The following is a 25,707-nucleotide window of genomic DNA, read 5'->3' on the forward strand; positions in this document are numbered from 1 at the left end:
GACGCGGGAAGGAGAGAAGCATGAAAACCTGGCTGGCAAGATTCATGGCGCTGCTGTGCGGGCTGATGCTCGCCGGCGCGGCGCTGGCGGCGGATGCTCCGGCAGCCGCCAAACTGTACTTCGAGACCGGCAAGGCCGAACTGCCCGCCGACGCGGCGACGGCGGCGCAGCCGCTGGTCGATTTCGCCAAGGCGGACGGCAAGGTCGTGCTGAGCATCGCCGGCTTCCACGACGAGCGCGGCGACGCCGCGGCCAATGCCGAGCTGGCCAAGCAGCGCGCGCTGGCGGTCAAGGACCTGCTGGTCAAGGCCGGTCTGGCCGATGCGCAGATCAGCCTGGAAAAACCGGCGGTGACGACCGGCGGCGGTGACGCGAACGAGGCACGTCGCGTCGAGATCGCCGTGGCCGTGCCGGCCGCCGCACCGGCCAGCGCCGAAGCCGTCGCCGCCGAAGCACCGGCCGCCGCGCCGACGATGACCGTCAACAAGGGCGACAACGCATGGCTGATCGTCGCGGCGAGCATGGTGATCCTGATGTCGATCCCGGGTCTGGCGCTGTTCTACGGCGGCCTGGTGCGCAGCAAGAACATGCTGTCGGTGCTGGTGCAGGTGTTCGTGGTGTTTTCGCTGATCGCGGTGCTGTGGGTGATCTACGGCTATTCGGTGGCGTTCACCGAAGGTAACGCCTTCTTCGGCGGCTTCTCCAAGCTGATGCTCAAGGGCGTGACGCCGGATTCGATCGCTGCAACGTTCAGCAAGGGCGTCGGCGTCTCCGAGCTGGTCTACGTCGTGTTCCAGGGCGCGTTCGCGTGCATCACCTGCGGGCTGATCGTCGGGTCGTTCGCCGAACGCGCCAGGTTCTCGGCCGTGCTGGTGTTCATGGTGCTGTGGTTCACCTTCGCCTACCTGCCGATGGCCCACATGGTCTGGTACTGGGCCGGTCCGGATGCGTACACCTCGCAAGCCGCCGCCGATGCCGCCAACGCGACCGCGGGCCTGCTGTTCCAGAAGGGTGACCTCGACTTCGCCGGCGGTACCGTCGTCCACATCAACGCAGCCGTTGCCGGCCTGGTCGGTGCCTTCATGGTCGGCAGGCGCGTCGGCTTCGGCCGCGAAGCGATGGCGCCGCACAGCCTGACGATGACGATGATCGGCGCCTCGCTGCTGTGGTTCGGCTGGTTCGGCTTCAACGCCGGCTCGGCGCTCGAAGCCAACGGTACCGCCGCCCTCGCCTTCGTCAACACCTGGGTTGCCACCGCTGCCGCCGTACTGTCGTGGTTGTTTGCCGAATGGCTGCTCAAGGGCAAGCCCTCCCTGCTCGGTGCCGCATCGGGCGCCGTCGCCGGCCTCGTCGTCATCACCCCGGCCGCCGGTTTTGTCGGCGTCGGCGGCGGTCTGGTCATGGGCCTGATCGCCGGTGTCGCCGGCCTGTGGGGCGTGCACGGCCTGAAGCGCCTGCTCGGCGCCGACGATTCGCTCGACGTGTTCGGCGTCCACGGCGTCTGCGGCATCCTCGGCGCGATCCTGACCGGCGTGTTCGCCTCGCCGGACCTCGGCGGCACCGGCGTGTGGGACTACGTCGCCAACAAGGTGGCCGAAGGCTATTCGATCGGCAACCAGGTCAAGATCCAGGCGATCGGCGTTGGCGTCACGATCCTGTGGTCGGGCATCGTTTCGCTCGTCGCGTACAAGCTGGTCGACCTGGTCATCGGCCTGCGTGTCCGCGAGGACGAAGAGCGCGAAGGCCTCGACGTCACCAGCCACGGCGAAAAGGCCTACAATCTCTGATCGTTGCAATGCTTCGACGGCCCGCCGCAAGGCGGGCTTTTTTACGTTCGCCGCCGATGACCGGTCATCGGCGCATTCGCGGCTAGACTCGCGGATCCCTTTCAAGGAATAGCGCGATGATCCGTTCCGCCGTGGTGCTGGCGCTGCTCGCCGGCAGCGCCCAAGCGCATGTGATGCTGCAGCAGAAATACGCGCCGGCCGGCAGCGACTACAAGGCGGTGTTTCAGGTTGCGCACGGTTGCGACGGCGCCGCGACGACGGGGCTGCGGGTGATCGTGCCCGCCGGCGTGACCATGGCCAAGCCGGCGGCCAGGGCGGGCTGGAAGCTCGATATCGAGACCGCGGCGGACCAGCGCGTCACCGCGGTGCGCTGGCACGGCGGCACGCTGCCCGACACGCAGTTCGACGAGTTCGCGATGCTGCTGAGCCTGCCGGCCGAAGCCGGCAAGCTCTATTTCAAGGTCGAGCAGTGGTGCGGCAAGCGCAAGATCGGCTGGACCGGCATTCCTGTAGCGGGCCAGGCCGAGCCGGAACATCCGGCGCCGGTGCTCGAACTCGCACCGGCGGCCGGCAGCGGTCACCACCACCACTGAGCCGCGCTCAGAAGTACTTCTTCAGGTCCATGCCCTTGTACAGGCCGGCGACCTCGCTGGCATAGCCGTTGAACGGCAGCGTCTTGCGCCGCAGCAGCTCGCCGATCCGGCGCTCGTTGGCCTGGCTCCAGCGCGGGTGGTCGACCTCGGGGTTGACGTTCGAATAGAAGCCGTACTCGTTCGGCGCTGCCTTGTTCCACGCGGTCGCCGGCTGGGTGTCGCGCAGCACGATTTTCACCAGCGACTTGGCGCTCTTGAAGCCGTACTTCCACGGCACGATCAGCCGTACCGGCGCGCCGTTCTGGTTCGGCAGCGGCTTGCCGTACAGGCCCAGGCAGAGGATCGCCAGCGGATGGACCGCCTCGTCGATCCGCAGACCCTCGGTATACGGCCAGTCGAGCACCGGCCGGCGTATTCCGGGCATCTGCTTCGGGTCGGCGAGCGACACGAACTCGACGTACCGGGCCTTTGATGTCGGCCTGACCTGCTTGAGCAGCGACGACAGCGGGTAGCCGACCCACGGAATCACCATCGACCAGCCTTCGACGCAGCGCAGCCGGTAGATCCGCTCTTCGAGCGGCGCCAGCTTCAGCAGCGTGTCGATGTCGAAGGTTTTCGGCGCCTCGCATTCGCCCTCGACCCGGAGCGTCCACGGCCGCGTTTTCAGCGCGCCGGCATGCCGTGCCGGGTCGCCCTTGTCGGTACCGAATTCGTAGTAATTGTTGTAGCCGGTGATCTGCTCCCAGCTGTTCTTTTCCTCGCCGGTACTGAAGCGGCTCGGCTGCGCTGCCAGCGCCGCCGCCTCGGCGTCGGGCAGCATGGCGGCGGCGATCAGGCCGCCGGTGGCCTGCAGGAAACGGCGCCGGTCGAGGTAGAGCGATTCGGCGGTGATGTCCGACGGCAGAATGGGCAAGTGCGACATGCCTGGTCTCCAGGTCCGTGATTCAGCTTGGTCGCGGTGGCGACGCGAATCTGACGGTGCTTGGAGTCCGGCTAGCGCAAAAAGTGCGCACCGAGCGCGATCAGCGCGCCGGCGAGCAAGACCCGCGCGGCAATCCGGACGCCGCGATGCGCTTCGGATCGCCAGGCCGGCGACAGCATGCGCCAGAGCAGCAGCACGGCGAGGGCGAGCAGGACGAATCGGAGGGGTTTACCAAACATGGGCGACCAAGCGGGAGCCAAGTTAAAGTGGCACTTTAAGATATGGCCGGTATCTGGTTAATTATGCTTTGATTTTCTCGGACTGATGCTGCGCTCATTAAACGCGGCTAAGTGATTGTATCAAAACGGGAAACCCCAAACCCGCCCTTGTGGCGGGTTTTTAATTGCTGCTATAGTGGGCGAAAGTGGGAAAAAGTGGGCGAAAGTGGATTTTTTCCCCGAACGAGACAAGGCTCATGTTCAGCGGCGTGGCAACCCTCAACCTCGACAGCAAGGGACGTCTGGCGATTCCGGCCAGGCATCGCGAACTGCTGCTCGCGCGCAGCGCGGGCCGGCTGGTGCTGACGGTGAGCCCCGATCGCTGCCTGCTGCTTTATCCGCAATCCGACTGGGCGCCGGTGCGCGACGAACTGAACAAATTGTCCGGTGCGCAGTCGCAAATCCGCCGCCTGGTTGTCGGCCATGCCGAAGAAATGGACATGGACGGCGCCGGCCGCATCCTGATTGCGCCGCGGCTGCGGCAGCTCGCCGGGCTGGAAAAGGAAATCGCCTTCGTCGGCATCGGCAACAAATTCGAGATTTGGGACGACGGCCAATGGTCGGCGAAGAATCAGGCGGTATTCAACCTGTCGCCGGCCGATCTTGAAACCCAAATGCAAGGCATCGTGCTGTGAGCTTCATCCATAAAACCGTCCTGCTTCACGAAGCGGTCGACGCGCTGAACATCCGCGCGGACGGTATCTACGTCGACGGCACCTTCGGCCGCGGCGGCCATTCGCGCCTGATCCTCTCGAAGCTCGGTCCCAACGGCCGGCTGATCGCCTTCGACAAGGATCCGTACGCGATCGCCGAGGCGCAGACGATAGACGACCCGCGCTTCACCATCGTGCATGACGGTTTTGCGGCGCTCGCACGTGCGCTCGACACGCTGAACGTGCCGGCGGTCGACGGCGTACTGCTCGACCTGGGCGTCAGCTCGCCCCAAATCGACGACGGCAGTCGCGGCTTCAGTTTCCGCTTCGACGCGCCGCTGGACATGCGCATGGACACCACCCGCGGCCAGACCGCCGCGGACTGGCTGAACAGCGCCGACGAAAAAGACATTGCGGAGGTCATCAGGGATTATGGCGAAGAGCGGTTTGCTAAACAGGTTGCAGCAGCGATTGTTGCAGGTCGCAGCGAGCGGCCATTGTCCACCACCGGCGAACTTGCCGCGCTCGTGGCGCGCGCCGTCCGCACCCGTGAGCCGGGCCAGGACCCGGCGACGCGTACCTTCCAGGCTGTTCGGATTTTCGTCAATCGCGAGCTTGAAGAGCTCGCGCTGATCCTGCCGCAGGCGCTGGCGAGGCTCTCGCCCGGCGGGCGGCTGTCGGTGATCGCGTTCCACTCGCTCGAAGACCGGATCGTCAAGCGCTTCATCCAGGACCAGAGCCGGCATGACCTGCCCGACCGGCTGCCGATCCGCGCCGCCGACATCCCGCCGTCGCCGCTGAAGGCGATCGGCAAACCGGCCCGGGCCAGCGCCGGCGAGGTCGCGGACAATCCGCGCGCCAGAAGCGCGATCCTGCGCGTGGCGGAAAAGGCCGCGGCATGACCCGCCTCAACTTGTTCCTGCTCGCCGTGCTGATCGCGTGCGCGCTGTCGGTCGTCACCAGCCAGTCCAACGCCCGCAAGCTCTACGGCGAGCTGCAGAAGGAAGAGCAGGCCACCCGCAAGCTCGACGTCGAGTGGGGCCAGCTCCAGCTCGAGCAGAGCACCTGGGCGATGCACTCGCGCATCGAGAGCGAGGCGACGGCCAAGCTCGGCATGCAGCTGCCGGCCGCCAACCGCACCCAGGTGATCCTGCCGCAAGGGCAGGTCGTCCCGCGCCCGAAACACTCCCCGGCAGGCTGAGGCAATGAACCGGATGATCCCGCCGACCCAGGCGCGCAAGCGCTACAGCCAGCAGCTCAAGCTCGAGCGCTGGCGGGTCTGGTTCGTCGTCGCCGGGCTGATGGGGCTGTTCGCAATCCTGCTCGGCCGCGGCCTGTGGCTGCAGGTGTTCAACGATGAGTTCCTGCAGGGCCAGGGCGATGCGCGCTACACGCGCACGCTCAGGCTCGAGGCCAACCGCGGCATGATCACCGACCGCAACGGCGAGCCGCTGGCGATCTCGACCCCGGTCCAGTCGGTCTGGGCCAGCCCGCGCAGCATCGCGCTGCTGCCGAACGGCCAGACGCGTCCGGCCGACTGGGAGCCCGAGAACGACAAGGACCCGGTGCCGCTGTCGCAGGACGAGGTCGGTAAGCTGGCGCGTGCGCTCGGCATGCCCGTCGCCGACGTGGTGAAGAAATTGTCCGAGCCGCGCCGCACCGGCAAGGGCGAGGTGATCAAGGACAAGGACGGCAAGCCCAGCCGGCCCGATTTCGTCTGGCTGCGCCGGCAGATGAACCCGCAGGACGCCAAGAACGTCATGGCGCTGAACATCCCCGGCGTCTACGCGCAGGCCGAGTTCCGCCGCTACTACCCGGCCGGCGAGATCATGGCGCAGATCGTCGGCTATACCAATATCGACGGCCACGGTCAGGAAGGGCTCGAGCTCGCGCGCGACAAGCTGCTGTCGGGCCAGACCGGCAGCCGCACGGTGATCCGCGACCGGCGCGGCTACATCGTCGAGGACATCTCGACCATCGTGCCGCCGAAGGACGGCGAGACGCTGGCGCTGTCGATCGACCGGCGCATCCAGTACCTCGCCTACCGTGAACTGAACAAGGCGGTCAGCGACTTCGGCGCGGTCGGCGGCAGCATCGTCGTGCTCGACGCGCGCTCCGGCGAAATCCTCGCACTGGCCAACTCGCCGTCGTACAACCCGAACAGCCGCGAACGGATCGATCCGTCGAAGAAGCGCAACCGCGCGATCACCGACCTGTACGAGCCGGGTTCGACGCTGAAGCCGCTGACGATCGCCGCGGCGATGCAGGCCGGCACGATCAACGCCAAGACGACGTTCAATACCTCGCCCGGCGCGCTGTCGATGGGCGGCTTCACGATCAAGGACACGCACAACTACGGCGTGCTGACGCCCGAAGGCATCATCGTCCATTCGAGCAACATCGGCTCGCTCAAGGTGGCGCTGACGATGCCGCGCGAAACGCAGTGGAACATGCTCAACGCCGCCGGCATCGGCCAGCGGCCGGGCCTGGGCTTCCCGGGCGAATCGGCCGGCAAGCTGCGGCCGTTCAAGACCTGGTACCCGATCGAGCAGGGCACCATGGGCTACGGCTACGGCCTGTCGGTCAGCCTGATGCAGATGGCCAAGGCCTACCAGATCTTCGCCACCGACGGCATCGAGCACCCGGTCAGCCTGATCAGGCAGACGGCGCCGATGCCGGGCAAGCAGGTGATCTCGCCCGAGCTAGCACGGACGATCCGCGGCTACATGGAAAAGGTCACCCAGCCCGGCGGCACCGCGACACGGGCGCAGGTCGTCGGCTACCGCGTCGCCGGCAAGACCGGGACCGCGCGCAAGCAGAGCGGCGGCGGCTACACCGACAAGAAATACGTCGGCTCCTTCGTCGGTCTGGCGCCGGTATCGAACCCGCGGCTGATCGTCGCGGTGATGATCGACGAACCGGACATCAAGAAAAGCATCTACGGCGGCGCGGTCGCCGCACCGGTGTTCTCCAGCGTCGTCGCAGGCACCCTGCGGCTGCTGGGCATTCCGCCCGACGCACCGACCAACAACATTCTGCTGCCGAGTCCTCAGGACACCAGGGAGGACGAAGCATGGGTCCCATAAGCTGGCCGCTGCCCGCGCTCGACTTCACGGCGATCGATGCGATCGCCGCTGGCCGTCGTGTCGTTGCCGACAGTCGCAAGATCCAGCCCGGCGACGTCTTCCTTGCCTTTCAGGGCGAGTACGCCGATGGGCGCCGGTACATCCAGGCGGCGATCGACGCCGGCGCCGGCGCGGTGCTGTGGGAAATCGACGATCCGCAAGGCGGCGACTTTGCCTGGCAGGCGCGATGGACGGTGCCGAATCTGGCCGTGCCGCAGTTGCGGGCGCAGGCCGGCATCGTCGCGGCCCACCTGCTCGGCTATCCGAGCGCGGCGCAGACCGTCGTCGGCATCACCGGCACCAACGGCAAGACGTCGATCGCCAACTGGCTCGGTCAGGCGTTCACCCGGCTCGGCCACCGGACCGGCGTGCTCGGCACGCTCGGCAACGGCATCTATCCGGCGCTGGAAAGCTCGACGCACACGACGCTCGACCCGGTCGCGCTGCAGCACTGGCTGGCGCGGTTCCGCGACGCCGGTGCCGGCCATGTCGCGATGGAAGTCAGCTCGCACGGGCTGGCGCAGGCGCGTGCACACGGCGTCGCGTTCGACATCGCCGTGTTCACCAACCTGACGCGCGACCACCTCGACTACCACGGCACGCTCGAAGCCTACGGCGCCGAAAAAGCCAGACTGTTCGCTTGGCAGGGTCTGAAGGCGGCAGTGATCAATGCCGACGACGCGTTCGGCCATGCGCTGCTCAAGACGACGACCGCGCCGCGCGTGCTGAGCTACGGCATTGATGCCGGCGACATTCGCGCGAGCCGGATCGAGGCGACGCTCGCCGGGCTGGTGCTCGACGTCGTCACGCCGGCCGGCACGGCGATGATCCGCTCGTCGCTGGTCGGCCGTTTCAACGCCTACAACCTGCTGGCCTGCCTCGGCGTCCTGCTGGCCGCCGAAGTGACGCTGTCCGACGCGGTTGCCGCGCTCGAGGCGATCGTGTCGGCGCCGGGACGGATGCAGCGGCTCGGCGGCGGTCGGCAGCCGCTGGTCGTCGTCGACTACGCGCATACGCCGGACGCGCTCGACAAGGCGCTGACGACGCTGCGCGAGGCGATGCCGGCGGGTGGGCGGCTCTACTGCGTGTTCGGCTGTGGCGGCGACCGCGACCGCGGCAAGCGGCCGCTGATGGGCGAGATCGCCTGCCGCCTCGCCGACGCGACGGTGATCACCAGCGACAACCCGCGGTCCGAGCCGCCGCAACAGATCATCGACGACATCATTGCCGGCGTCGAAGGCGTCGACGGCAGCGGGCTGGCCAACTATTCGATCGAATCGGACCGGGCCCGCGCGATCGCCGCGACGATCGACCTCGCCGGCGCTGGCGACGTCGTGCTGATCGCCGGCAAGGGCCACGAGACCTACCAGGAAATCCACGGCGTCCGCCACCATTTCGACGACGTCGAACAGGCGCAGGCGGCGCTGACAAGGAAAACACCATGATGCTGACGTTGCACGATGCAGCGCAGGCCGTCGGTGGCGCCGTTCAAGGCGACGCGGCGGCGGCGTTCGCGCGTGTCACCACCGACAGCCGCGACATCCGCGAGGGCGACCTGTTTGTCGCGCTGCGCGGCGAGCGTTTCGACGGCCACGACTTTGCCGATGCCGCGCTGGCGCAGGGCGCGGCCGCGGTGCTGGTCGAGACCGCGGGTGCGGGCAACCGCATCGTCGTTGCCGACACGCTCAAGGCGCTCGGCGAACTGGCGAGCCACTGGCGCGACGTGATCGCGCCGAAGCTGGTCGCGATCACCGGCAGCAACGGCAAGACCAGCGTCAAGGAAATGACCGCGTCCATCCTCGCCGCCCATGCCGGCTCCGAGGCGGTGCTGGCGACGCGCGGCAACCTGAACAACCACATCGGCGTGCCGCTGACGCTGCTGAGCCTGCGACCGCAGCACCGATATGCGGTGGTCGAGATGGGCATGAACCATTTCGGCGAGATCGACTATCTGACGCGGATGGCGCGGCCCGATGTCGCGCTGGTCAACAACGCCGGCGCCGCGCACCTCGAGGCGCTCGGCTCGGTCGAAGGCGTCGCGCGCGCCAAGGGCGAGATCTTCGCCGGCCTCGTCGCCGGCGGCACGGCGATTCTCAATGCCGACGACGACTACGCGCCGCTGTGGCGCGAACTCGCCACCGGCCGGTCGCAGACCGGTTTCGGCCTCGGCGCCGCTGCCGACGTCCGCGCGACCGGGGTCGTTGCCGGCGCGCTCGGCAGCCGTTTCACGCTGGAGACCCCGGCCGGCGAAGCGCCGGTCGAGCTTGGCGTGCCGGGCATGCACAACGTCCGCAACGCGCTCGCCGCGACCGCCGCGGCGCTGGCGCTGGATGTGCCGCTTGTGATTTGTACCGCTGGCCTTGCCGCATACCAGGGGGTAAAAGGCCGGCTCGAACGCAAGCAGGCGGGCTCGGGCGCGCTGCTGATCGACGACAGCTACAACGCCAATCCGGATTCGATGAAGGCCGCGATCGACGTGCTGGTGCGTATCGGCGCCGAGCAGCACAAGCGGACCTTGCTGGTGCTCGGCGATATCGGCGAGGTCGGTGCCGACGCGCCGGCGCGGCACGCCGAGGTCGGTGCCTATGCCAAGGCGGCCGGCGTGCAGGCGCTGTTCACGCTCGGCGAACAGATGCGCGAGGCCGCCACGGCGTTCGGCAGCCGGCATTTCGACACGCTGGCCGCGCTGCTCGCCGAACTCGGGCCCGAAGCCGGGCCGGATGCGGTGGTGCTGGTCAAGGGGTCGCGCTTCATGCGCATGGAGCGCGTCGTCGACGCGCTCGTCAACGAACAGGGAAACAACTAGTCATGCTGCTTTGGCTGACACAATGGCTCGGCGAATCGATCCGCGCCTTCAATGTCTTCAACTACATCACGCTGCGCGCGGTGCTGGCGACGATGACCGCGCTGACGATCTCGTGGGTGCTCGGGCCCTGGGTGATCCGCAAGCTGACCGAAATGAAGGTCGGCCAGGCGGTGCGCAGCGACGGCCCGCAGACGCATCTGGTCAAGGCCGGTACGCCGACGATGGGCGGTACGCTGATTCTGCTGTCGATCGGCCTGACGACGCTGCTGTGGGGCGATCTGGCCAACAAGTACGTCTGGCTGGTGCTGATCGTCACGATGGCGACCGGCATCATCGGCTTCGTCGACGACTACAAGAAGGTTGCGCTGAAGAACCCGAAGGGCTTGAGCGCCAAGGCCAAGATGTTCTGGCAGTCCGCGATCGCGATCGGCGCAGGGCTGTTCCTCGTCAACGTCGGCCAGTTGCCGGCGCAGACCGGCTTCATCATCCCGTTCTACAAGGAAATCCTCTACCCGTTCGGCGCGATCGGCTTCTGCGTGCTGACCTATTTCGTCATCGTCGGCACCAGCAACGCGGTCAACCTGACCGACGGCCTCGACGGCCTCGCGATCATGCCGACGGTGCTGGTTTCGGGTGCGTTCTGCATCTTCGCCTACGTCGCCGGCAACATCAAATTCGCCACCTACCTCGGCGTTCCGCACGTACCCGGCGCCGGCGAGCTGGTGATCTTCTGCGCGGCGATGGCCGGCGCGGGGCTCGGCTTCCTGTGGTTCAACGCCTATCCGGCCGAGGTGTTCATGGGCGACGTCGGCGCACTGGCGCTCGGTGCCGGCCTCGGCACCGTCGCGGTCGTCGTGCGGCAGGAAATCGTCCTTCTGATCATGGGCGGCGTCTTCGTCGTCGAAGCGCTGTCGGTGATGATCCAGGTCGCCAGCTTCAAGATGACCGGCAAGCGCGTGTTCCGGATGGCGCCGCTGCACCACCACTACGAACTCAAGGGCTGGAAGGAGACGCAGGTCGTCGTCCGCTTCTGGATCATCACCATGCTGCTGGTCCTTGTCGGCCTGGCGACGCTGAAGCTGCGCTAGGAGACGACATGGATTTCAACGGCAAACACATCATCGTCGTCGGGCTCGGCATCACCGGGCTGTCGTGCGTGCGCTGGCTCGCGCGCCACGGCGCCCGGCTCACCGTCGCCGACAGCCGCGACGTGCCGCCCGGCGCCGACACGCTGGCCGCCGAGCTGCCCGCTGTCGAGACCCGCTTCGGCGCATTCACCGACGCGACCTTCCGTGACGCCGAGCTGCTCGTCGTCAGCCCCGGCGTGCCGCTGGCGACGCCCGAGATCGCCCGTGCGATCGACCGCGGTGTCGAAGTCGCCGGCGACGTCGAACTGCTCGCGCGCGCGATCCGCGGCAGCGGCGCCCGCGTGCTGGCGATCACCGGCAGCAACGGCAAGACCACGGTCACCAGCATGGTCGGCAAGATGTGCGAGCAGGCCGGGCTGAAGACCGTCGTTGCCGGCAACATCGGCCTGCCGGTGCTCGATGCGCTGACCGAGTGGGAAGGCCGCAGCGGCAGTCCGGACATCTGGGTGCTCGAGCTGTCGAGCTTCCAGCTCGAAACGACGAATTCGCTGACGCCCGATGCGGCCGTCGTGCTCAACGTCACCGAAGACCACCTCGACCGCTACGACGGCATGCGCGACTACGCGCAGACCAAGGCACGGATCTTCAACGGCCTCGGTGTGATGGTGCTGAACCGCGAGGACGGCTGGTGCCGCGGCATGACGCAGCCGGGCCGCAACATCGTCTGGTTCGGTACCGACGCGCCGCGCAATCCGAGCGAGTACGGCCTTGTTGCCGACGGCGACGACGTCGCGCTCAAGCTCGGCGAGCGCACGCTGATGAAGGCGGGGGACCTGCAGCTGGCCGGCCTGCACAATGCCGCCAATGCACTCGCGGCGCTGGCGCTCACAAGGGCGATCGGCCTGCCGAGCGCGCTGTCGATCGCCGCGCTCAAGGCGTTCAAGGGCTTGCCGCACCGGGTCGAGTTCGTCGCCGAGAAGGCCGGCGTCCGCTACTACGACGACTCGAAGGGCACCAACGTCGGCGCGACCGAAGCCGCGCTCAAGGGCATGAGCCGGCCGGTGGTGCTGATCGCCGGCGGCGATGGCAAGGGCCAGGACTTCACGCCGCTGAAGACGGCGTCCGAGCGCATCTGCCGTGCCGTGGTGCTGATCGGCCGCGACGGCCCGCAGATCGCCGGGGTACTCAACGACGCGATGTCGGCGTTTGTCGACGCCAACGACGACGGCGAGGCCTTCCTGCCGGTGCTGCAGGTGCCGACGCTCGAGATGGCCGTACAGATGGCCGCCAACCTCGCCGAGCCGGGCGATGTCGTGCTATTGAGCCCGGCGTGCGCCAGCCTCGACATGTTCCGCAACTATCACCACCGCGCGGAAGTGTTCATCGCCGCCGTGCGGGGTCTGGAAGGCTGACGCGATGAAAGCGATCTTCTACCGGGCCCTCAAGCGCATCCGCCCCAGCATGGCCGCCTACGACCAGGCGCTGCTGTGGTGCGTGCTCTTGCTGCTGACCATCGGCCTGGTGATGGTCTACTCGGCGTCGATCGCGATGGCCGAGGTCGACAAGGACACCGGTTTCCGCAGCACCTATTTCCTGATCCGGCACTCGATCTTCCTCGTCGTCGGCGTGGTCGCGGCCTTCTTTGCCTTCAGCGTCTCGACCCGGACCCTGCAGCAGTACGCGCCGCTGCTGTTCATCCTCGGCGTACTGCTGCTGATCCTGGTGCTGATCCCCGGCATCGGCCGCGAGGTCAACGGCAGCCGCCGCTGGCTCGGCCTGGTGGTGATCAACCTGCAGCCGTCCGAGCTGATGAAGCTGATCGTCGCGTTCTACGCGGCCGACTACACGGTGCGCAAGGCGGCGTTCATGGGCGGCGACTTCTGGCCCAGCATCACCAAGGGCCTGCTGCCGATGCTGTTCGTGATGCTGATCGTCGGCGGCCTCTTGCTGCTCGAACCGGACTTCGGCGCGTTCGCGGTGATTACCGCGATCGCCATGGGCCTGCTGTTCCTCGGCGGTTTCAACTGGCGGCTGTTTGCCGGACTGATCGTGCTGCTCGGCATCGGCTTCGTCGGCCTGATCGCCAGTTCGCCTTACCGGCGCGCGCGCGTGCTCGGCTTCCTCGACCCGTGGCAGGACCCGTACGGCAAGGGCTACCAGCTGAGCCACTCGCTGATCGCCTTCGGCCGCGGCGAATGGCACGGCGTCGGCCTCGGTGCCAGCGTCGAGAAGCTCTCCTACCTGCCCGAAGCGCACACCGACTTCCTGATGGCGATCATCGCCGAGGAGTTCGGCCTGCTCGGCGTCGTCGTCGTCGTCGGCCTGTTCGCCTTCCTGGTGTTCCGCTGCTTCATGATCGGGGTGCAGGCGGCCAAGCTCGACCGCGCCTACCAGGCGCTGGTGGCGCAGGGCATCGGCATCTGGATCGGCGTGCAGTCGGTGATCAACATCGGCGTGAACATGGGCCTGCTGCCGACCAAGGGCCTGACGCTGCCGCTGCTGTCGTTCGGCGGCTCGGGCATCGTCGCCAACCTGCTGGCGCTCGGCGTCGTGATGCGCATCGACTACGAGAACAGGCAGCTGATGCGGGGGCGGAAAGTATGAGCTGGATTCTGACCCTCGTAGTGCTGGTCATACTGATTCTCGCTTTTGTCAGTCGGGCGAAATCGCGGCAGGCCGCGGTCACGGCACAGCCGCTTTCTACCGTACCCGCTCGTGCCGGGCGCACCCTGCTCGTCATGGCCGGCGGTACCGGCGGCCACATCTTCCCGGCACTCGCCGTGGCCAAGGCGATGCGCGAACGCGGCTGGGATGTGGTCTGGCTCGGCGCGGCCGGGGCGATGGAAACGCGCATCGTGCCGCAGCACGACATCCCGCTCGAAACGCTGGCCATTACCGGCGTGCGCGGCAAGGGGCTCGTGAAGAAGCTGGCCCAGCCGTGGGTGCAGCTGAAAGCGCTGTACGGCTCGCTGCGGACCATTTTCCGCCACCGCCCCGACGTGGCGATCGGCTTCGGCGGCTTTACCGGTTTCCCAGGCGGTCTGGCGATGCGGCTCTTGTGGCTGCCGCTGGTCGTGCACGAACAGAACTCGGTCGCCGGCCTCACCAACAAGGCGCTGTCGAAGCTCGCCAGCCGCGTGCTGTTCGCGTTTCCGTCGGCGTTCCGTACAGCACCGCCGCGGTTTGACTGCGTCGGCAATCCGGTCCGCGATGCGATCACGGCGGTCGCCGAACCCGCGCAGCGTTTCGCCGGTCGAAGCGGGCCGCTGAAGCTGCTGGTCGTCGGCGGCAGTCTCGGCGCGCAGGTGTTCAACGAACAGGTGCCGAAGGCGCTGGCGCTGCTGCCCGAGGCCGAACGGCCGGTGGTGATCCATCAGGCCGGCGAGAAGCACATCGACGCCCTGAAGGCCAACTACGCCGCGGCCGGCGTTGCCGCCGAGTGCGCCGCCTTCATCGGCGACATGGCCGGCGCCTATGCCGATGCCGATCTGGTGCTGTGCCGTGCCGGCGCGCTGACGGTGTCCGAGCTGGCCTGCGTCGGTGCCGCGGCGGTGCTGGTGCCGTTCCCGCACGCGGTCGACGACCACCAGACCGGCAATGCGCGTTATCTCAGCGATGCCGGCGCCGGCGTGCTGCTGCAACAAAGCGAATTCGGCGCCGAGCGTTTCGCGGCGCTGCTGAAAGAAACAAACCGTGCGCGCTGCCTTGCGATGGCCCAGAAGGCCCGGCAGCTCGCCAAACCCGACGCGACCGAACGGGTCGTGGCGGTGATCGAGGAACTGGCAAGATGAAACACAAGGTCAAACGGATCCACTTCGTCGGCATCGGCGGGGTCGGCATGAGCGGCATCGCCGAGGTGCTTGCCAACCAGGGCTTCGCCGTCAGCGGCACCGACCTTGGCAGCAATGCCGCGACGCAGCGGTTGCAGGCGGCCGGCGCCGTCGTCCACAAGGGCCACGACGCGGCCTTCGTCGCCGATGCCGACGTGGTGGTGATTTCGAGCGCGGTGAAGGACGACAACCCCGAGGTGGTCGAGGCGCGTGCGCGCAAGATCCCGGTGATTCCGCGTGCGCTGATGCTCGCCGAACTGATGCGGCTGCAGCGCGGCATCGCGATCGCCGGCACCCACGGCAAGACGACGACGACGAGCCTGACCGCCAGCATTCTCGAAGCCGCGGGCATGGACCCGACCTTCGTCATCGGCGGCAAGCTGCACGCCGCCGGCAGCAATGCCCGGCTCGGCCACGGCGACTATCTGGTGGCCGAGGCCGACGAGAGCGACGCGTCCTTCCTCTACCTGAGCCCGATGATCTCGGTCGTGACCAATATCGACCAGGACCACATGGACACGTATGGCCACGACTTCGACAACGTGAAGAAGGCCTTCGTCGATTTCCTGCACCACCTGCCGTTCTACGGCCGCGCGGTGCTGTGCGTCGACGACGACAACGTCCGTGAAATCCTGCCGCGCGTGACCAGCCCGGTGACGACCTATGGCACCGGCCCCGACGCGATGCTGCGCGCCGAGAATATCGTCCCGTTTGAGGGCCAGATGCGTTTCGACGCGGTCTGGGAGAACGGCGAGACCCGGCGGATTCCGGTCACGCTGAACATGCCGGGCCAGCACAACGTGCTGAACGCGCTGGCGGCGATCGCGATCGGCCTCGAGGTCGGCGCGTCCGAAGATGCGATCCAGCGCGCACTGGCGACGTTCCAGGGCGTCGGCCGGCGCTTCCAGCGCTACGGCGAGGTCGCCTGCCAGGCGCTGCCCGACGGCCCGGACGCCGGCACGTTCACGCTGGTCGACGACTACGGCCACCACCCGGTCGAGATGGCCGCGACGATCGCCGCGGCGCGCGGCGCCTTTCCGGGACGCCGGCTGCTGCTGGCTTTCCAGCCGCACCGCTACAGCCGCACGCGCGATTGCTTCGAGGACTTCGTCAAGGTGCTCGGCACCGTCGACGGCCTGCTGCTGGCCGAGGTCTACGCCGCCGGCGAGGCGCCGATCGTCGCCGCCGACGGCCGTTCGCTGGCGCGTGCGGTGCGTATCGGGGGCAAGGTCGAACCGATTTTTGTAGAGCAGATCGCCGACATGCCGGCCGCCATCGTCGCGGCCGCGAAGCACGGCGATGTGGTGATCACGATGGGGGCGGGCTCGATCGGCACCGTTCCCGGCAAACTGGTGCAGAACTGAAATGGCTGAAATGAAGCAATACGGCAAGGTCGCCGTGGTGATGGGCGGCGAATCGAGCGAGCGCGAAGTCTCGCTGATGAGCGGCCGTGGCGTGCTCGAGGCACTGCGCAGCCAGGGCGTCGACGCCCATGCGTTCGATCCGGCCGAAAAACCGCTCGAGGCGCTGCACGAGGAGGGGTTCGACCGGGCCTTCCTGATCCTGCACGGCGGCGACGGCGAGGACGGCACGATCCAGGGCGCGCTCGAATACCTCGGCATTCCGTACACGGGCTGCGGCGTGATGGCGAGCGCGATCGGCATGGACAAGTGGCGCACCAAGCTGATGTGGCAGGCCGTCGGCCTGCCGGTGCCGGCCTACCTGCTGCTCGACGCGCAGAGCGATTTCGAATCGGTGATCCCGAAGCTCGGCTCGCCGGTGTTCGTTAAACCGTCGAACGGCGGTTCGAGCGTCGGCGTCACCAAGTGCCGCACAGCAGACGAAATCCGGGCCGCGTACGAGGAAGCCGCCAAGTACGACCCGCTGGTGATGGTCGAGCAGGCCGTGTCCGGCGGCGAATACAGCTGCGCGGTGCTCGACGGCCGCGCGCTGGCGACGGTGAAGATCGAGCCGGCGACTGAGTTCTACGACTACGACGCCAAGTACTTCCGCGACGACACCGTCTACACCTGCCCGGGTCTGCAGGGCGAAGCCGAAGCGCAGGCGCGCGTGCTCGCCGAAGCCGCCTACCGCGTGCTCGGCGCGACCGGCTGGGCGCGGATCGACTTCCTGACCGACGCCGACGGCAAGGTCTACCTGCTCGAACCGAACACCGCGCCGGGCATGACCAGCCACAGCCTGTTCCCGATGTGCGCGCGCGAAGCCGGCATCGGCTACGAGCAGCTGGTGCTGCAGATCCTCGATACGACGCTGGAGGCTGAATGAACATGCCTGCCCAGACCGTTTGCCAACTGTGAACAGAGAGGAAACGTGATTCCAGCAACAAGAGAACCTCGTCAGGGCGTCGCGAGCGGGCGCCAGACAAGGAGTCAGCAGCGCAGTCACCGCAGCGTACGCGAGTACGTGAGGATGACGAGCAGCGCACGACGCCGTATGGCGCACGCGCAGCAGCCATGCCGAGGTTCGAATGTGGGATAGGCCGCAACTGCTGATGTGGTTCGCCAACCTGCTCACCGCGCTGGCGGTGCTGCTGCTGTTCTATTCGCTGGTGTTTCTGACGATCCACTCGCCGCTGTTCCCGGTCCGCCAGGTCAAGATCGACGGCGAGCTGTCGCATGTCACCAAGGAACAGTTGCAGTACGTGATCCGGAACGAACTGAAGGGGACGTTCTTCACGCTCGACCTCGACAAGACGCGCCAGGCGTTCGAGAAGCTGCCGTGGGTGCGCGAGGTCAACGTGCGCCGGCGCTGGCCGGACCGGCTCGAAGTCAGCATCGAGGAGCAGCGCGCGTATGCCCGCTGGGGTTCGATCGCCCTGCTCAATACCTACGGCGAGCGTTTCGACGCCGCCAGCAACGAGGCGCTGCCGGTGCTCGAAGGGCCCGAAGGCACCGAAAAGCTGATGGTCGAAGGCTACCGGGTGCTCACGGACGCGATGGCGCCGCTGCAGAAGGCGCCGACGCACCTGTGGCTGTCGCCACGGCGCGCCTGGCGCTTCCAGCTCGACAACGGCGTCGTCGTCGAGGTCGGCCGCGACGACGCGGTCGAGCGCGTGCGCCGCTTTGCCGAAGCGTATCCGAACTCGCTGGCGCTGATCGCCGAGAAGCATCCGTTCGAATATGTCGACCTGCGTTACCCGAACGGCTTTGCCGTCCGGCTGCCGGCGTACAAGCCCGAGGAGACGGCCAAGCCGGGTGCCAGGCCCGTCGCGGCCAGACCGGCTGCCGCGAAGCCTGCGGCCAGCATGCCGGCAGTGAAACCCAAGCCCCGCAGCGCTTCGGCGTAGCGGGAACGAATCCGTGACCGGTGCTGCGGCGCCGGCCTGTTTTGAATTGAATGAGTAAGAAAGAGGCTGCTGTGAGTAGAGACGCGAACAACCTCATCGTCGGGCTCGATATTGGGACATCCAAGATCGTCGCCGTCGCTGCCGAGATCCAGGACGACGGCATGCTGAACGTCGTCGGCCTCGGTTCGGCGACCAGCCGCGGCCTCAAGCGCGGCGTCGTCGTCGACATCGAGAAGACCGTCGGCGCGATCCAGAGCGCGCTCGGCGAGGCCGAGCTGATGGCCGACTGCAAGATCCGCGAAGTGTTCACCGGCATCGCTGGCAGCCACATCAAGGGGATCAACTCGGACGGCATGGTCGCGATCAAGGACAAGGAGGTCACCGACGCCGACGTCCAGCGCGTGATCGAGACCGCCAGCGCGGTCAACATCCCGACCGACCACCAGGTGCTGCACATCCTGGCGCAGGAATACATGATCGACGGCCAGGAAGGCGTGAAGGAGCCGCTAGGCATGTCCGGCGTGCGGCTGCATGTCAATGTCCACATCGTCTCGGGCGCCGTGTCGGCGGTGCAGAACATCACCAAGTGCGTGCGCCGCTGCGGCCTCGAGATTGCCGAGGTCGTGCTGCAGCCGCTGGCGTCGGCAACGTCGGTGCTGACCGACGACGAGAAGGAACTCGGCGTCTGCCTCGTCGACGTCGGCGGCGGCACGACCGACCTGGCGGTGTTCATGGGCGGCGCGATCCGCCATACCGCGGTGATTCCGATCGCCGGCGACCAGATCACCAACGACATCGCGATGGCGCTGCGCACGCCGACGGCCGAGGCCGAGAACATCAAGATCCAGCACGGCGTCGCGCTGCGGCACATGACCGATCCGCAGCAGATGATCGAGGTGCCCGGTGTCGGCGAGCGCGGCTCGCGCCAGATGAGCCGGCACACGCTGGCCGAAGTCGTCGAGCCGCGGATCGAGGAGCTTTACGCGCTGGTGCAGGCCGAGCTGCGCCGCAACGGTTTCGAGGACCGGCTGTCCTCCGGCATCGTCATCACCGGCGGCGCCTCGCTGATGCCGGGCATGGTCGAGCTCGCCGAAGAAATCTTCCACATGCCGGTCCGGCTCGGGCTGCCGAAATACGTCGGCGGTCTGGCCGAGGTCGTCAAGAATCCGCGCTATTCGACCGCGGTCGGCCTGCTGTTGTTGGCCAGGGAGCAATACCACAAGAATCCGGCCGGCAAGGCCAAGGACGGATCGTTCGGGGACATTCTGGGCCGCATGAAGGCGTGGTTCCAGAATAATTTTTAGTCAGTTTCGGGTCAGTAAGTTAGAATCGGGTCAAGAAGGAGAGTCATCATGGCACTGAGTATCGAAGTCCACGACGTCGCACACGCCGTCAACATCAAGGTGATCGGCGTCGGTGGCGCCGGTTGCAACGCAATCAACAACATGATCGAGCACGCACTCGCCGGCGTGCAGTTCATTTCGGCCAACACCGACGCACAGGTGCTGAAGCTGTCGAAGGCCGAACACATCGTTGCGCTCGGTCAGGAACTGACGCGCGGCTTTGGCGCAGGTTGCAACCCGGACATCGGCCGCCAGGCCGCCGAGGAGGACCGCGAGCAGCTCGGCGAGCTGATCGACGGTGCCGACCTGCTGTTCATCACCGCCGGCATGGGCGGCGGTACCGGTACCGGCGCGGCACCGGTGATCGCGCAGGTCGCGCGCGAGAAGGGCATCCTGACCGTCGGCGTCGTTACCAAGCCGGGTCTGGACGAGGGCAACCGCCAGAAGGTCGCGCAGGCCGGCATCGACGAGCTCGGCCGCTATGTCGACTCGCTGATCGTCGTGTCGAACCAGAAGCTCGAGGAAGTGCTCGGCGACGACGTCACCATCGACGAAGCGTTCCGCGCCGCCGACGACGTGCTGCGCAACGCGGTCGGCTCGATCGTCGAGATCATCAACTACCCGGGCCTGATCAACGTCGACTTCGCCGACGTGAAGACCGTGATGCAGGAAATGGGCATGGCGCTGATGGGCACCGCTCACGCTGCCGGCCCGAACCGCGCGGTCGAGGCGGCCGAGGAAGCGATCCGCAGCCCGCTGCTCGACAACATCAACTTCAAGGGCGCCCGCGGCGTGCTCGTCAACATCAGCGCCAGCAAGTCGACGCTGAAAAAGAGCGAAATCCGCCAGGTGCGCGAGATCGTCGAAGCCGGCGCGGCCGAAGATGCGGTCGTCAAGCACGGCGTGGTGTACGACGACAGCCTGGGCGACCAGCTGCGCGTCACGCTGATCGCTACCGGTCTGGGTAGCCGTGAAAGCAGCAAGCCGGTGATGCAGGTCGTCGCCAGCCAGCCGCTGAAGACCGGCACCGACAACCGTGCGATCGACGACTGGAGCGCCTTCGACCTGCCGCCGGGCATGCGCCCGAACCGCCGCAGCGGCGGTACCGACACGCGCTCGGTGGTCGGCAACGTCGACATGGATATCCCGGCCTTCCTGCGTCGTCAGGCAGACTGAGGTAGGCATGCGAACGCGCAGACCGCCCTGCAGGTGCAGGGCGGCGAGCCGGCGCGCGCCCGTCATCGGTAGATAACGGCAATCGGGAACATTGCGACGATCAATCCAGCCCATGACCCGGGGCTGCTAGAATCGTTGGCATGAATCCGTTAGGCCAAGGCAATCCATGTTTCAGCAACGAACCCTGAAAACCACGGTCCGTGCGGTCGGTGTCGGCCTGCATTCGGGCGAGCGTGTCACGCTCGTGCTGAAGCCTGCCCCCGTCGATTCCGGCATCGTGTTCCACCGCGCCGATCTGCCCGATTCGGCACCGTTCAGGGTCGGGCCCTCGCTCGTGAACGACACACGACTCTCCTCGACGCTCATCCATGATGACGTCCGTGTCGGCACGATCGAGCACCTGATGTCGGCGTTTGCCGGCTTCGGCGTCGACAATGTCGTCGTCGAAGTCGACGCGCCGGAAATGCCGATCATGGACGGCTCGGCCGCGCCGTTCATCTACCTGCTGCAGAGCGCCGGCGTCGTCGACCAGGCGGCGCCGAAGCGTTTCGTCCGCGTCAAGAAGCCGGTCGAGGTGGTCGAGGGCGACAAGTGGGTGAAACTCGAGCCGCACGACGGCTACAAGGTGTCGCTGAAGATCGACTTCCAGCATCCGGCGTTCAAGAAGTCGGCGCAGACGATCACGCTTGATTTCGCCAACACCAACTATGTGTCCGAGATCGCCCGCGCGCGGACGTTCGGCTTCATCCACGAGGTCGAGATGCTGCGCACCAACGGCCTCGCCCGTGGCGGCAGCATGGATTCGGTCGTCGTCATCGACGAGTACCGCGTGCTCAACGACGGCGGCCTGCGCTTCGAGGACGAGTTCGTCCGCCACAAGGTGCTCGACGCGATCGGCGACCTGTACATCCTCGGCCATCCGCTGATCGCCGCGTTCTCCGGCTACAAGTCCGGCCACGCGATGAACAACAAGCTGCTGCGCGCACTGCTCGACGACCCGGACAGCTACGAGTTCGTCAGCTTCGAGCGCGACGAGGACGTGCCGAGCTCGTTCCACGCGCTGCCGCCGGTCGGCATCTGATCCGGCCGGAAGGGGCGTGCCATGTTCGCCGTGCTGCGCATCCTGTTCGTGCTGGCCGTCGTGCTCGCCGGCTGGTCGGTGTTCCGCTACCTGCGCACGCGCGACCGCTACTGGCTGGTTTTCCTTTGCCGGGTGATCGCGGCGACGCTGGCACTGCTGCTGCTGTTCTTCATCGGCCTCGTGGCTGAACGCATCTTCTGGCTCTGAATCCCCATGCCCCGTTTCTTTCTTGATTCGCAGCTCGCCAGCGGCGAGACGCTCTCGCTGCCCGAATCGCTGGCCCGCCACGTCCAGGTGCTGCGGATGCAGCCGGGTGAGTCCATCACGCTGTTCAACGGCCACGGCGGCGAGTTCGCGGCGACGGTGACGGCGATGGGCAAGCGCAATGTCGACGTCGAGATCGGCGCCCACGATCCGGTCGAGCGCGAATCGCCGCTGCAGACCGTGCTGCTGCAGGCGGTCTCAAGCGCCGAGCGCATGGATTACACGGTGCAGAAGGCGACCGAGCTCGGCGTCAGCCGCATCGTCCCGGTCTACAGCCAGTACTGCCAGCAGCGCTTGAGCGGTGAACGTGCCGGGAAGCGGCTCGCACACTGGCGCGCCGTCGCCGCGGCCGCGTGCGAGCAGAGCGGCCGCACCCGCGTGCCGCAGATCGATCCGGTCGCGCCGCTGGCCGATGCGCTGGCCGGCCTGCCGGCGCTCGAGCTGCGGCTGCTGATGTCGCCGGTCGGCGCCGTGCCGTTCCGCACGCTGCCCGAGGGGGCCGGCAGCGTCGCGATGCTGGTCGGCCCCGAAGGCGGGCTCTCGGGTGCCGAGGAGCAACTGGCAATCGCGGCCGGCTTCACGCCGCTGGTGCTCGGCCCGCGCATCCTGCGCACCGAAACCGCCGGCCCGGCGCTGCTGGCGCTGGCACAGGCGCGCTGGGGCGACGGCTGAAACCAGCGGTCAAGCCCTGACCGGGGCCCGTGCGCTGCCCGGAATCCTCGTTGGACTGTACGTCCACTCCGGCTCCTGCGCTGCGCTTCACGCCGCGGAGGGCTGCTTGCGACGGACGGCGGGCCGGTTTGCATCGTAAGCTTGGCCGGCCGTCGAGCTATAATCGGGCTTTGCTCCCTCTCAGGCAAAGCATGAACAACCGCTTGCTGTACACGCGCCTGCTCGGCGAGATCCGTCCCTACTGGCCGGTAATCGCCGGCTCCATCGTCTGCATGATCCTCGCCGCGGGTGTCGACGCCGGCCTGGCCGTGCTGCTCAAGCCGCTGGTCGACCAGAACCTGCAGGCGCACTCGCTGGCGCATACTGCCGCGTGGGTGCTGCCGGCGCAGATCTTCGGCCTAGCGATCCTGCGGCTGGTGACCAACTTCGGTTCGGACTACGCCAGCGGCTGGCTGTCGGCGCGGGTGATGCATGATTTGCGGCAGAAGATGTACGAGCAGTACCTGAAGCTGCCGACGCGCTATTACGACCAGAGTTCGACCGGCGTGATGCTGTCGCGCATCACCTTCGACATCGGCAACGTGATGAACGCCGGCGTGCAGGTGCTGACGGTGCTGGTGCGCGACAGCTTCTCGATCGTCGCCTTCCTCGGCGTGATGCTGTACCACGACTGGCAACTGACGCTGCTGTGCCTGATCCTGCTGCCGGGCGTCGCCGCCAGCATCCGCATCGTCGGCAAGCGCCAGCGCAAGCTGTCGCGCTCGTCGCAGGAAACCATGGGCGAGATGACGCGCATCCTCGACGAAAGCCTGTCCGGCCACCGGGTGGTGAAGATCTTCGGCGGTTTTCCGTACGAGCGGCTGCGCTACTTCAATATCAACAACCGGATGCGCAGCATCATGGTCAAGCAGAACGCCACCTCGGGCGCCAATTCGGGGCTGGTGATGCTGCTGATCGGCATCACGCTGGCGATCATCATCTACTTCGCCAGCCTGCGCGCGCAGACCGGCGCGCTGACCGCCGGCGCCTTCGTGTCGTTCATGGTCGCGATGATGGCGATCCAGCAGCCGGTGAAGAACCTCACCAAGATCAACGAGCAGTTCCACAAGGGCATGGCGGCGGCGGAGTCGGTATTCAGCGTGCTCGACGAAGCGGCCGAACGCGATACCGGCACGCGCGGCATCGAGCGCGCAAAGGGCGAGATCGATATCCGCGGGCTGCAATTCCACTACGGCGATCCGGACAAGCCGGCGCTGTCCGGCATCGACCTCAAGGTCGCACCGGGCGAGACCGTCGCACTGGTCGGCAGCTCGGGGTCGGGCAAGACGACGCTCGCCAACCTGCTGCCGCGTTTCTACGAGCCGACTGGCGGCGAGATCGACCTCGACGGCGTGCCGCTGACCGATTACAGGCTCGCCGACCTGCGCCGGCAGTTCGCCATGGTCAGCCAGGATGTCGTGCTGTTCAACGACAGCGTGACCGCCAACATTGCCTACGGCGATGCCGCGCCGGATCCGGTACGCGTGCGTGCGGCGGCCGACGCGGCATTCGCGACCGAATTCATCGAAAACATGAGCGAGGGTTTCGACACGCTGCTTGGCGAGAATGGTGTCCGGCTATCGGGCGGCCAGCGCCAGCGCCTGGCGATCGCGCGGGCGATCTACAAGGATGCGCCGGTGCTGATCCTCGACGAGGCGACCAGCGCGCTCGATACCGAGTCCGAGCGCAAGGTGCAGGCGGCGCTCGAGAACCTGATGAAGAACCGCACGACGCTGGTGATCGCCCACCGGCTGTCGACGATCGAGAACGCCGACCGCATCGTCGTGATGCGGTCGGGGCGCATCGTCGAGGTCGGTGGTCATGCCGAGCTGATCGAGCACAAAGGCATGTACGCGCAGATGCACGCGGTGCAGTTCCACGAAGCCTGAGTGGCCGCACGGCGCTGGCCGTCGGGCATTAGTCCCGGCGGTTCAGCGCGGCGAGCTTGAGGAAGCGATAGTAGACGGTTTCGGCATTGAATACCGCAACCTGGAAGCCGGCGGCGCCGTCGAGAAAGCCACGCTTGATCACCCAGGTGCGGATGAACGCCCACAGTCCGCGGCCGACGGCCTTGGCGACCGATGCCGTTTCGCCGCGTGCATGGCGCTGGTGCGCGCCGGCCTCCGAGTAGGCATCGAGCTTGCGCAGCACGTCGGCATGCGTTTCGTACGAGTAGTGCAGCAAGGTGCCGGCCAGCGCGGCGGCCGGGCCGTCGAATACCAGCCGTTCGTGCACCAGATCGTCCGAAAAGCGGGCGCTGCCTTGCTTGAACAAGCGCGGAATCCAGTCCGGGTACCAGCCCGAATGCCGCATCCAGTGGCCGCAGAAGCTCGACAGCCGGTTCAGCCGGTAGACGTCGGCCTGCGGCCCGGCGATCGCGGCACGGATCGACGCGGCGAGCTCCGGCGAGACGACCTCGTCGGCATCGATCAGCAGCACCCAGTCGGTGTCGAGCAGCGCCACCGCGCGGTTCTTCTGCACGCCGAAACCGGGCCAGTCGCTCGAGACGGCGACAGTCGCACCATGGGCTTCGGCAATTTGCACGGTTGCGTCGCTGCTGCCCGAGTCGAGCACGGCGATCTTGTCGGCGAACGCCAGCGCCGACAGGCATTCGGCCAGCCGCGCTTCGGCATTCTTGGTGATCAGGGCGACGCCCAGGGTTGCTGCTGGCATGGGAAGGCGGGGCTGAAAACTGGATATAATCGGACAAACGCCGGGATATCCACAAGCCCGGCACCAACCG

General features: G+C 67.1%; 24 protein-coding genes. 21 read left to right on the plus strand and 3 right to left on the minus strand.

Going from position 1 to position 25,707, the window contains the following annotated elements; genetic code table 11:
• Positions 1–20 precede the first annotated feature (20 nt).
• Both amt and BJP62_RS11425 read left to right on the plus strand, forming a co-directional pair.
• Positions 21–1,787: an ammonium transporter gene (gene amt / locus BJP62_RS11420; RefSeq protein ID WP_145927188.1), complete on the plus strand. Its 1,767-nt coding sequence runs from the start codon at positions 21–23 to the stop codon at positions 1,785–1,787.
• 116 nt (positions 1,788–1,903) lie between these two features.
• The gene (locus BJP62_RS11425) at positions 1,904–2,380 is read left to right on the plus strand and encodes a YcnI family protein (RefSeq protein ID WP_070529756.1); all 477 of its coding nucleotides are present in this window, start codon (positions 1,904–1,906) and stop codon (positions 2,378–2,380) included.
• 7 nt (positions 2,381–2,387) lie between these two features.
• Here the strand turns inward: BJP62_RS11425 and msrP are convergent, their stop codons facing one another.
• Complete coding sequence (msrP, locus tag BJP62_RS11430; protein WP_070529757.1) at positions 2,388–3,302, minus strand: protein-methionine-sulfoxide reductase catalytic subunit MsrP; 915 nt, start codon at positions 3,300–3,302, stop codon at positions 2,388–2,390.
• Between the two features lie 71 nt (positions 3,303–3,373).
• Complete coding sequence (locus BJP62_RS18700) at positions 3,374–3,541, minus strand: hypothetical protein (protein WP_168163833.1); 168 nt, start codon at positions 3,539–3,541, stop codon at positions 3,374–3,376.
• A 248-nt stretch (positions 3,542–3,789) separates the two neighbouring features.
• Here BJP62_RS18700 and mraZ point away from each other — a divergent pair, with 248 nt between their 5' ends.
• The 19 genes from mraZ (at position 3,790) to msbA (ending at position 24,853) form a co-directional block, all read left to right on the plus strand.
• The gene (gene mraZ / locus BJP62_RS11435) at positions 3,790–4,215 is read left to right on the plus strand and encodes a division/cell wall cluster transcriptional repressor MraZ (RefSeq protein ID WP_236943601.1); all 426 of its coding nucleotides are present in this window, start codon (positions 3,790–3,792) and stop codon (positions 4,213–4,215) included.
• The gene (gene rsmH, locus BJP62_RS11440) at positions 4,212–5,135 is read left to right on the plus strand and encodes a 16S rRNA (cytosine(1402)-N(4))-methyltransferase RsmH (protein WP_070529759.1); all 924 of its coding nucleotides are present in this window, start codon (positions 4,212–4,214) and stop codon (positions 5,133–5,135) included. The genes mraZ and rsmH overlap by 4 nt, the downstream gene beginning before the upstream one ends.
• Positions 5,132–5,434: a cell division protein FtsL gene (gene ftsL, locus BJP62_RS11445; protein WP_070529760.1), complete on the plus strand. Its 303-nt coding sequence runs from the start codon at positions 5,132–5,134 to the stop codon at positions 5,432–5,434. The genes rsmH and ftsL overlap by 4 nt, the downstream gene beginning before the upstream one ends.
• A gap of 4 nt (positions 5,435–5,438) precedes the next feature.
• On the plus strand, positions 5,439–7,319 hold the full coding sequence (locus BJP62_RS11450) for a penicillin-binding protein 2 (RefSeq protein ID WP_236943602.1): 1,881 nt from the start codon (positions 5,439–5,441) through the stop codon (positions 7,317–7,319).
• Positions 7,307–8,803 (plus strand): UDP-N-acetylmuramoyl-L-alanyl-D-glutamate--2,6-diaminopimelate ligase, encoded by a 1,497-nt coding sequence (locus tag BJP62_RS11455; RefSeq protein WP_070529761.1) that lies wholly within the window; start codon positions 7,307–7,309, stop codon positions 8,801–8,803. Before BJP62_RS11450 ends, BJP62_RS11455 begins: the two co-directional genes overlap by 13 nt.
• Positions 8,800–10,164: a UDP-N-acetylmuramoyl-tripeptide--D-alanyl-D-alanine ligase gene (gene murF / locus BJP62_RS11460; RefSeq protein WP_236943603.1), complete on the plus strand. Its 1,365-nt coding sequence runs from the start codon at positions 8,800–8,802 to the stop codon at positions 10,162–10,164. The genes BJP62_RS11455 and murF overlap by 4 nt, the downstream gene beginning before the upstream one ends.
• A gap of 2 nt (positions 10,165–10,166) precedes the next feature.
• Positions 10,167–11,252, plus strand: a complete 1,086-nt coding sequence (mraY, locus tag BJP62_RS11465) for a phospho-N-acetylmuramoyl-pentapeptide-transferase (protein WP_070529762.1) — start codon at positions 10,167–10,169, stop codon at positions 11,250–11,252.
• Between the two features lie 8 nt (positions 11,253–11,260).
• Positions 11,261–12,664: a UDP-N-acetylmuramoyl-L-alanine--D-glutamate ligase gene (gene murD, locus BJP62_RS11470; protein ID WP_070529763.1), complete on the plus strand. Its 1,404-nt coding sequence runs from the start codon at positions 11,261–11,263 to the stop codon at positions 12,662–12,664.
• A gap of 4 nt (positions 12,665–12,668) precedes the next feature.
• Positions 12,669–13,856, plus strand: a complete 1,188-nt coding sequence (gene ftsW / locus BJP62_RS11475) for a putative lipid II flippase FtsW (RefSeq protein WP_070529764.1) — start codon at positions 12,669–12,671, stop codon at positions 13,854–13,856.
• A 134-nt stretch (positions 13,857–13,990) separates the two neighbouring features.
• On the plus strand, positions 13,991–15,043 hold the full coding sequence (gene murG / locus BJP62_RS11480; RefSeq protein ID WP_070532652.1) for an undecaprenyldiphospho-muramoylpentapeptide beta-N-acetylglucosaminyltransferase: 1,053 nt from the start codon (positions 13,991–13,993) through the stop codon (positions 15,041–15,043).
• On the plus strand, positions 15,040–16,446 hold the full coding sequence (murC, locus tag BJP62_RS11485) for a UDP-N-acetylmuramate--L-alanine ligase (RefSeq protein WP_070529765.1): 1,407 nt from the start codon (positions 15,040–15,042) through the stop codon (positions 16,444–16,446). Before murG ends, murC begins: the two co-directional genes overlap by 4 nt.
• A gap of 10 nt (positions 16,447–16,456) precedes the next feature.
• Complete coding sequence (locus BJP62_RS11490; protein ID WP_070529766.1) at positions 16,457–17,368, plus strand: D-alanine--D-alanine ligase; 912 nt, start codon at positions 16,457–16,459, stop codon at positions 17,366–17,368.
• Between the two features lie 202 nt (positions 17,369–17,570).
• Positions 17,571–18,389, plus strand: a complete 819-nt coding sequence (locus BJP62_RS11495; protein ID WP_070529767.1) for a cell division protein FtsQ/DivIB — start codon at positions 17,571–17,573, stop codon at positions 18,387–18,389.
• Positions 18,390–18,439: 50 nt separating this feature from the next.
• Positions 18,440–19,693, plus strand: a complete 1,254-nt coding sequence (gene ftsA, locus BJP62_RS11500; protein ID WP_070529768.1) for a cell division protein FtsA — start codon at positions 18,440–18,442, stop codon at positions 19,691–19,693.
• Positions 19,694–19,741: 48 nt separating this feature from the next.
• Positions 19,742–20,908 carry a cell division protein FtsZ gene (gene ftsZ / locus BJP62_RS11505; RefSeq protein ID WP_070529769.1) on the plus strand — a complete coding sequence of 389 codons (1,167 nt, stop codon included), beginning with the start codon at positions 19,742–19,744 and terminating at the stop codon, positions 20,906–20,908.
• 166 nt (positions 20,909–21,074) lie between these two features.
• A complete protein-coding gene (gene lpxC, locus BJP62_RS11510) occupies positions 21,075–21,989 on the plus strand; it encodes a UDP-3-O-acyl-N-acetylglucosamine deacetylase (protein WP_070529770.1) in 915 nt (304 codons plus the stop codon).
• A 21-nt stretch (positions 21,990–22,010) separates the two neighbouring features.
• Complete coding sequence (locus tag BJP62_RS11515) at positions 22,011–22,196, plus strand: hypothetical protein (RefSeq protein WP_070529771.1); 186 nt, start codon at positions 22,011–22,013, stop codon at positions 22,194–22,196.
• Positions 22,197–22,202: 6 nt separating this feature from the next.
• Positions 22,203–22,925 carry a 16S rRNA (uracil(1498)-N(3))-methyltransferase gene (locus BJP62_RS11520; RefSeq protein ID WP_070529772.1) on the plus strand — a complete coding sequence of 241 codons (723 nt, stop codon included), beginning with the start codon at positions 22,203–22,205 and terminating at the stop codon, positions 22,923–22,925.
• A gap of 191 nt (positions 22,926–23,116) precedes the next feature.
• Positions 23,117–24,853: a lipid A export permease/ATP-binding protein MsbA gene (gene msbA / locus BJP62_RS11525; RefSeq protein WP_070529773.1), complete on the plus strand. Its 1,737-nt coding sequence runs from the start codon at positions 23,117–23,119 to the stop codon at positions 24,851–24,853.
• A 28-nt stretch (positions 24,854–24,881) separates the two neighbouring features.
• On the opposite strand, the gene BJP62_RS11530 is transcribed toward msbA, so the two are convergent.
• A complete protein-coding gene (locus BJP62_RS11530) occupies positions 24,882–25,637 on the minus strand; it encodes a glycosyltransferase family 2 protein (RefSeq protein ID WP_070529774.1) in 756 nt (251 codons plus the stop codon).
• Positions 25,638–25,707: the final 70 nt, after the last annotated feature.

The sequence above is a fragment of the Jeongeupia sp. USM3 genome, assembly GCF_001808185.1.
Classification (GTDB): domain Bacteria; phylum Pseudomonadota; class Gammaproteobacteria; order Burkholderiales; family Chitinibacteraceae; genus Jeongeupia.

Coding starts and splice junctions, on each gene's coding strand:
- amt (WP_145927188.1), top strand. CDS start 21: ATGAAAACCTGGCTGGCAAGATTCATGGCGCTGCTGTGCGGGCTGATG.
- BJP62_RS11425 (WP_070529756.1), top strand. CDS start 1,904: ATGATCCGTTCCGCCGTGGTGCTGGCGCTGCTCGCCGGCAGCGCCCAA.
- msrP (WP_070529757.1), bottom strand. CDS start 3,302: ATGTCGCACTTGCCCATTCTGCCGTCGGACATCACCGCCGAATCGCTC.
- BJP62_RS18700 (WP_168163833.1), bottom strand. CDS start 3,541: ATGTTTGGTAAACCCCTCCGATTCGTCCTGCTCGCCCTCGCCGTGCTG.
- ftsL (WP_070529760.1), top strand. CDS start 5,132: ATGACCCGCCTCAACTTGTTCCTGCTCGCCGTGCTGATCGCGTGCGCG.
- BJP62_RS11450 (WP_236943602.1), top strand. CDS start 5,439: ATGAACCGGATGATCCCGCCGACCCAGGCGCGCAAGCGCTACAGCCAG.
- BJP62_RS11455 (WP_070529761.1), top strand. CDS start 7,307: ATGGGTCCCATAAGCTGGCCGCTGCCCGCGCTCGACTTCACGGCGATC.
- murF (WP_236943603.1), top strand. CDS start 8,800: ATGATGCTGACGTTGCACGATGCAGCGCAGGCCGTCGGTGGCGCCGTT.
- mraY (WP_070529762.1), top strand. CDS start 10,167: ATGCTGCTTTGGCTGACACAATGGCTCGGCGAATCGATCCGCGCCTTC.
- murD (WP_070529763.1), top strand. CDS start 11,261: ATGGATTTCAACGGCAAACACATCATCGTCGTCGGGCTCGGCATCACC.
- ftsW (WP_070529764.1), top strand. CDS start 12,669: ATGAAAGCGATCTTCTACCGGGCCCTCAAGCGCATCCGCCCCAGCATG.
- murG (WP_070532652.1), top strand. CDS start 13,991: ATGGCCGGCGGTACCGGCGGCCACATCTTCCCGGCACTCGCCGTGGCC.
- murC (WP_070529765.1), top strand. CDS start 15,040: ATGAAACACAAGGTCAAACGGATCCACTTCGTCGGCATCGGCGGGGTC.
- BJP62_RS11490 (WP_070529766.1), top strand. CDS start 16,457: ATGAAGCAATACGGCAAGGTCGCCGTGGTGATGGGCGGCGAATCGAGC.
- BJP62_RS11495 (WP_070529767.1), top strand. CDS start 17,571: ATGTGGGATAGGCCGCAACTGCTGATGTGGTTCGCCAACCTGCTCACC.
- ftsA (WP_070529768.1), top strand. CDS start 18,440: ATGAGTAAGAAAGAGGCTGCTGTGAGTAGAGACGCGAACAACCTCATC.
- ftsZ (WP_070529769.1), top strand. CDS start 19,742: ATGGCACTGAGTATCGAAGTCCACGACGTCGCACACGCCGTCAACATC.
- lpxC (WP_070529770.1), top strand. CDS start 21,075: ATGTTTCAGCAACGAACCCTGAAAACCACGGTCCGTGCGGTCGGTGTC.
- BJP62_RS11515 (WP_070529771.1), top strand. CDS start 22,011: ATGTTCGCCGTGCTGCGCATCCTGTTCGTGCTGGCCGTCGTGCTCGCC.
- BJP62_RS11520 (WP_070529772.1), top strand. CDS start 22,203: ATGCCCCGTTTCTTTCTTGATTCGCAGCTCGCCAGCGGCGAGACGCTC.
- msbA (WP_070529773.1), top strand. CDS start 23,117: ATGAACAACCGCTTGCTGTACACGCGCCTGCTCGGCGAGATCCGTCCC.
- BJP62_RS11530 (WP_070529774.1), bottom strand. CDS start 25,637: ATGCCAGCAGCAACCCTGGGCGTCGCCCTGATCACCAAGAATGCCGAA.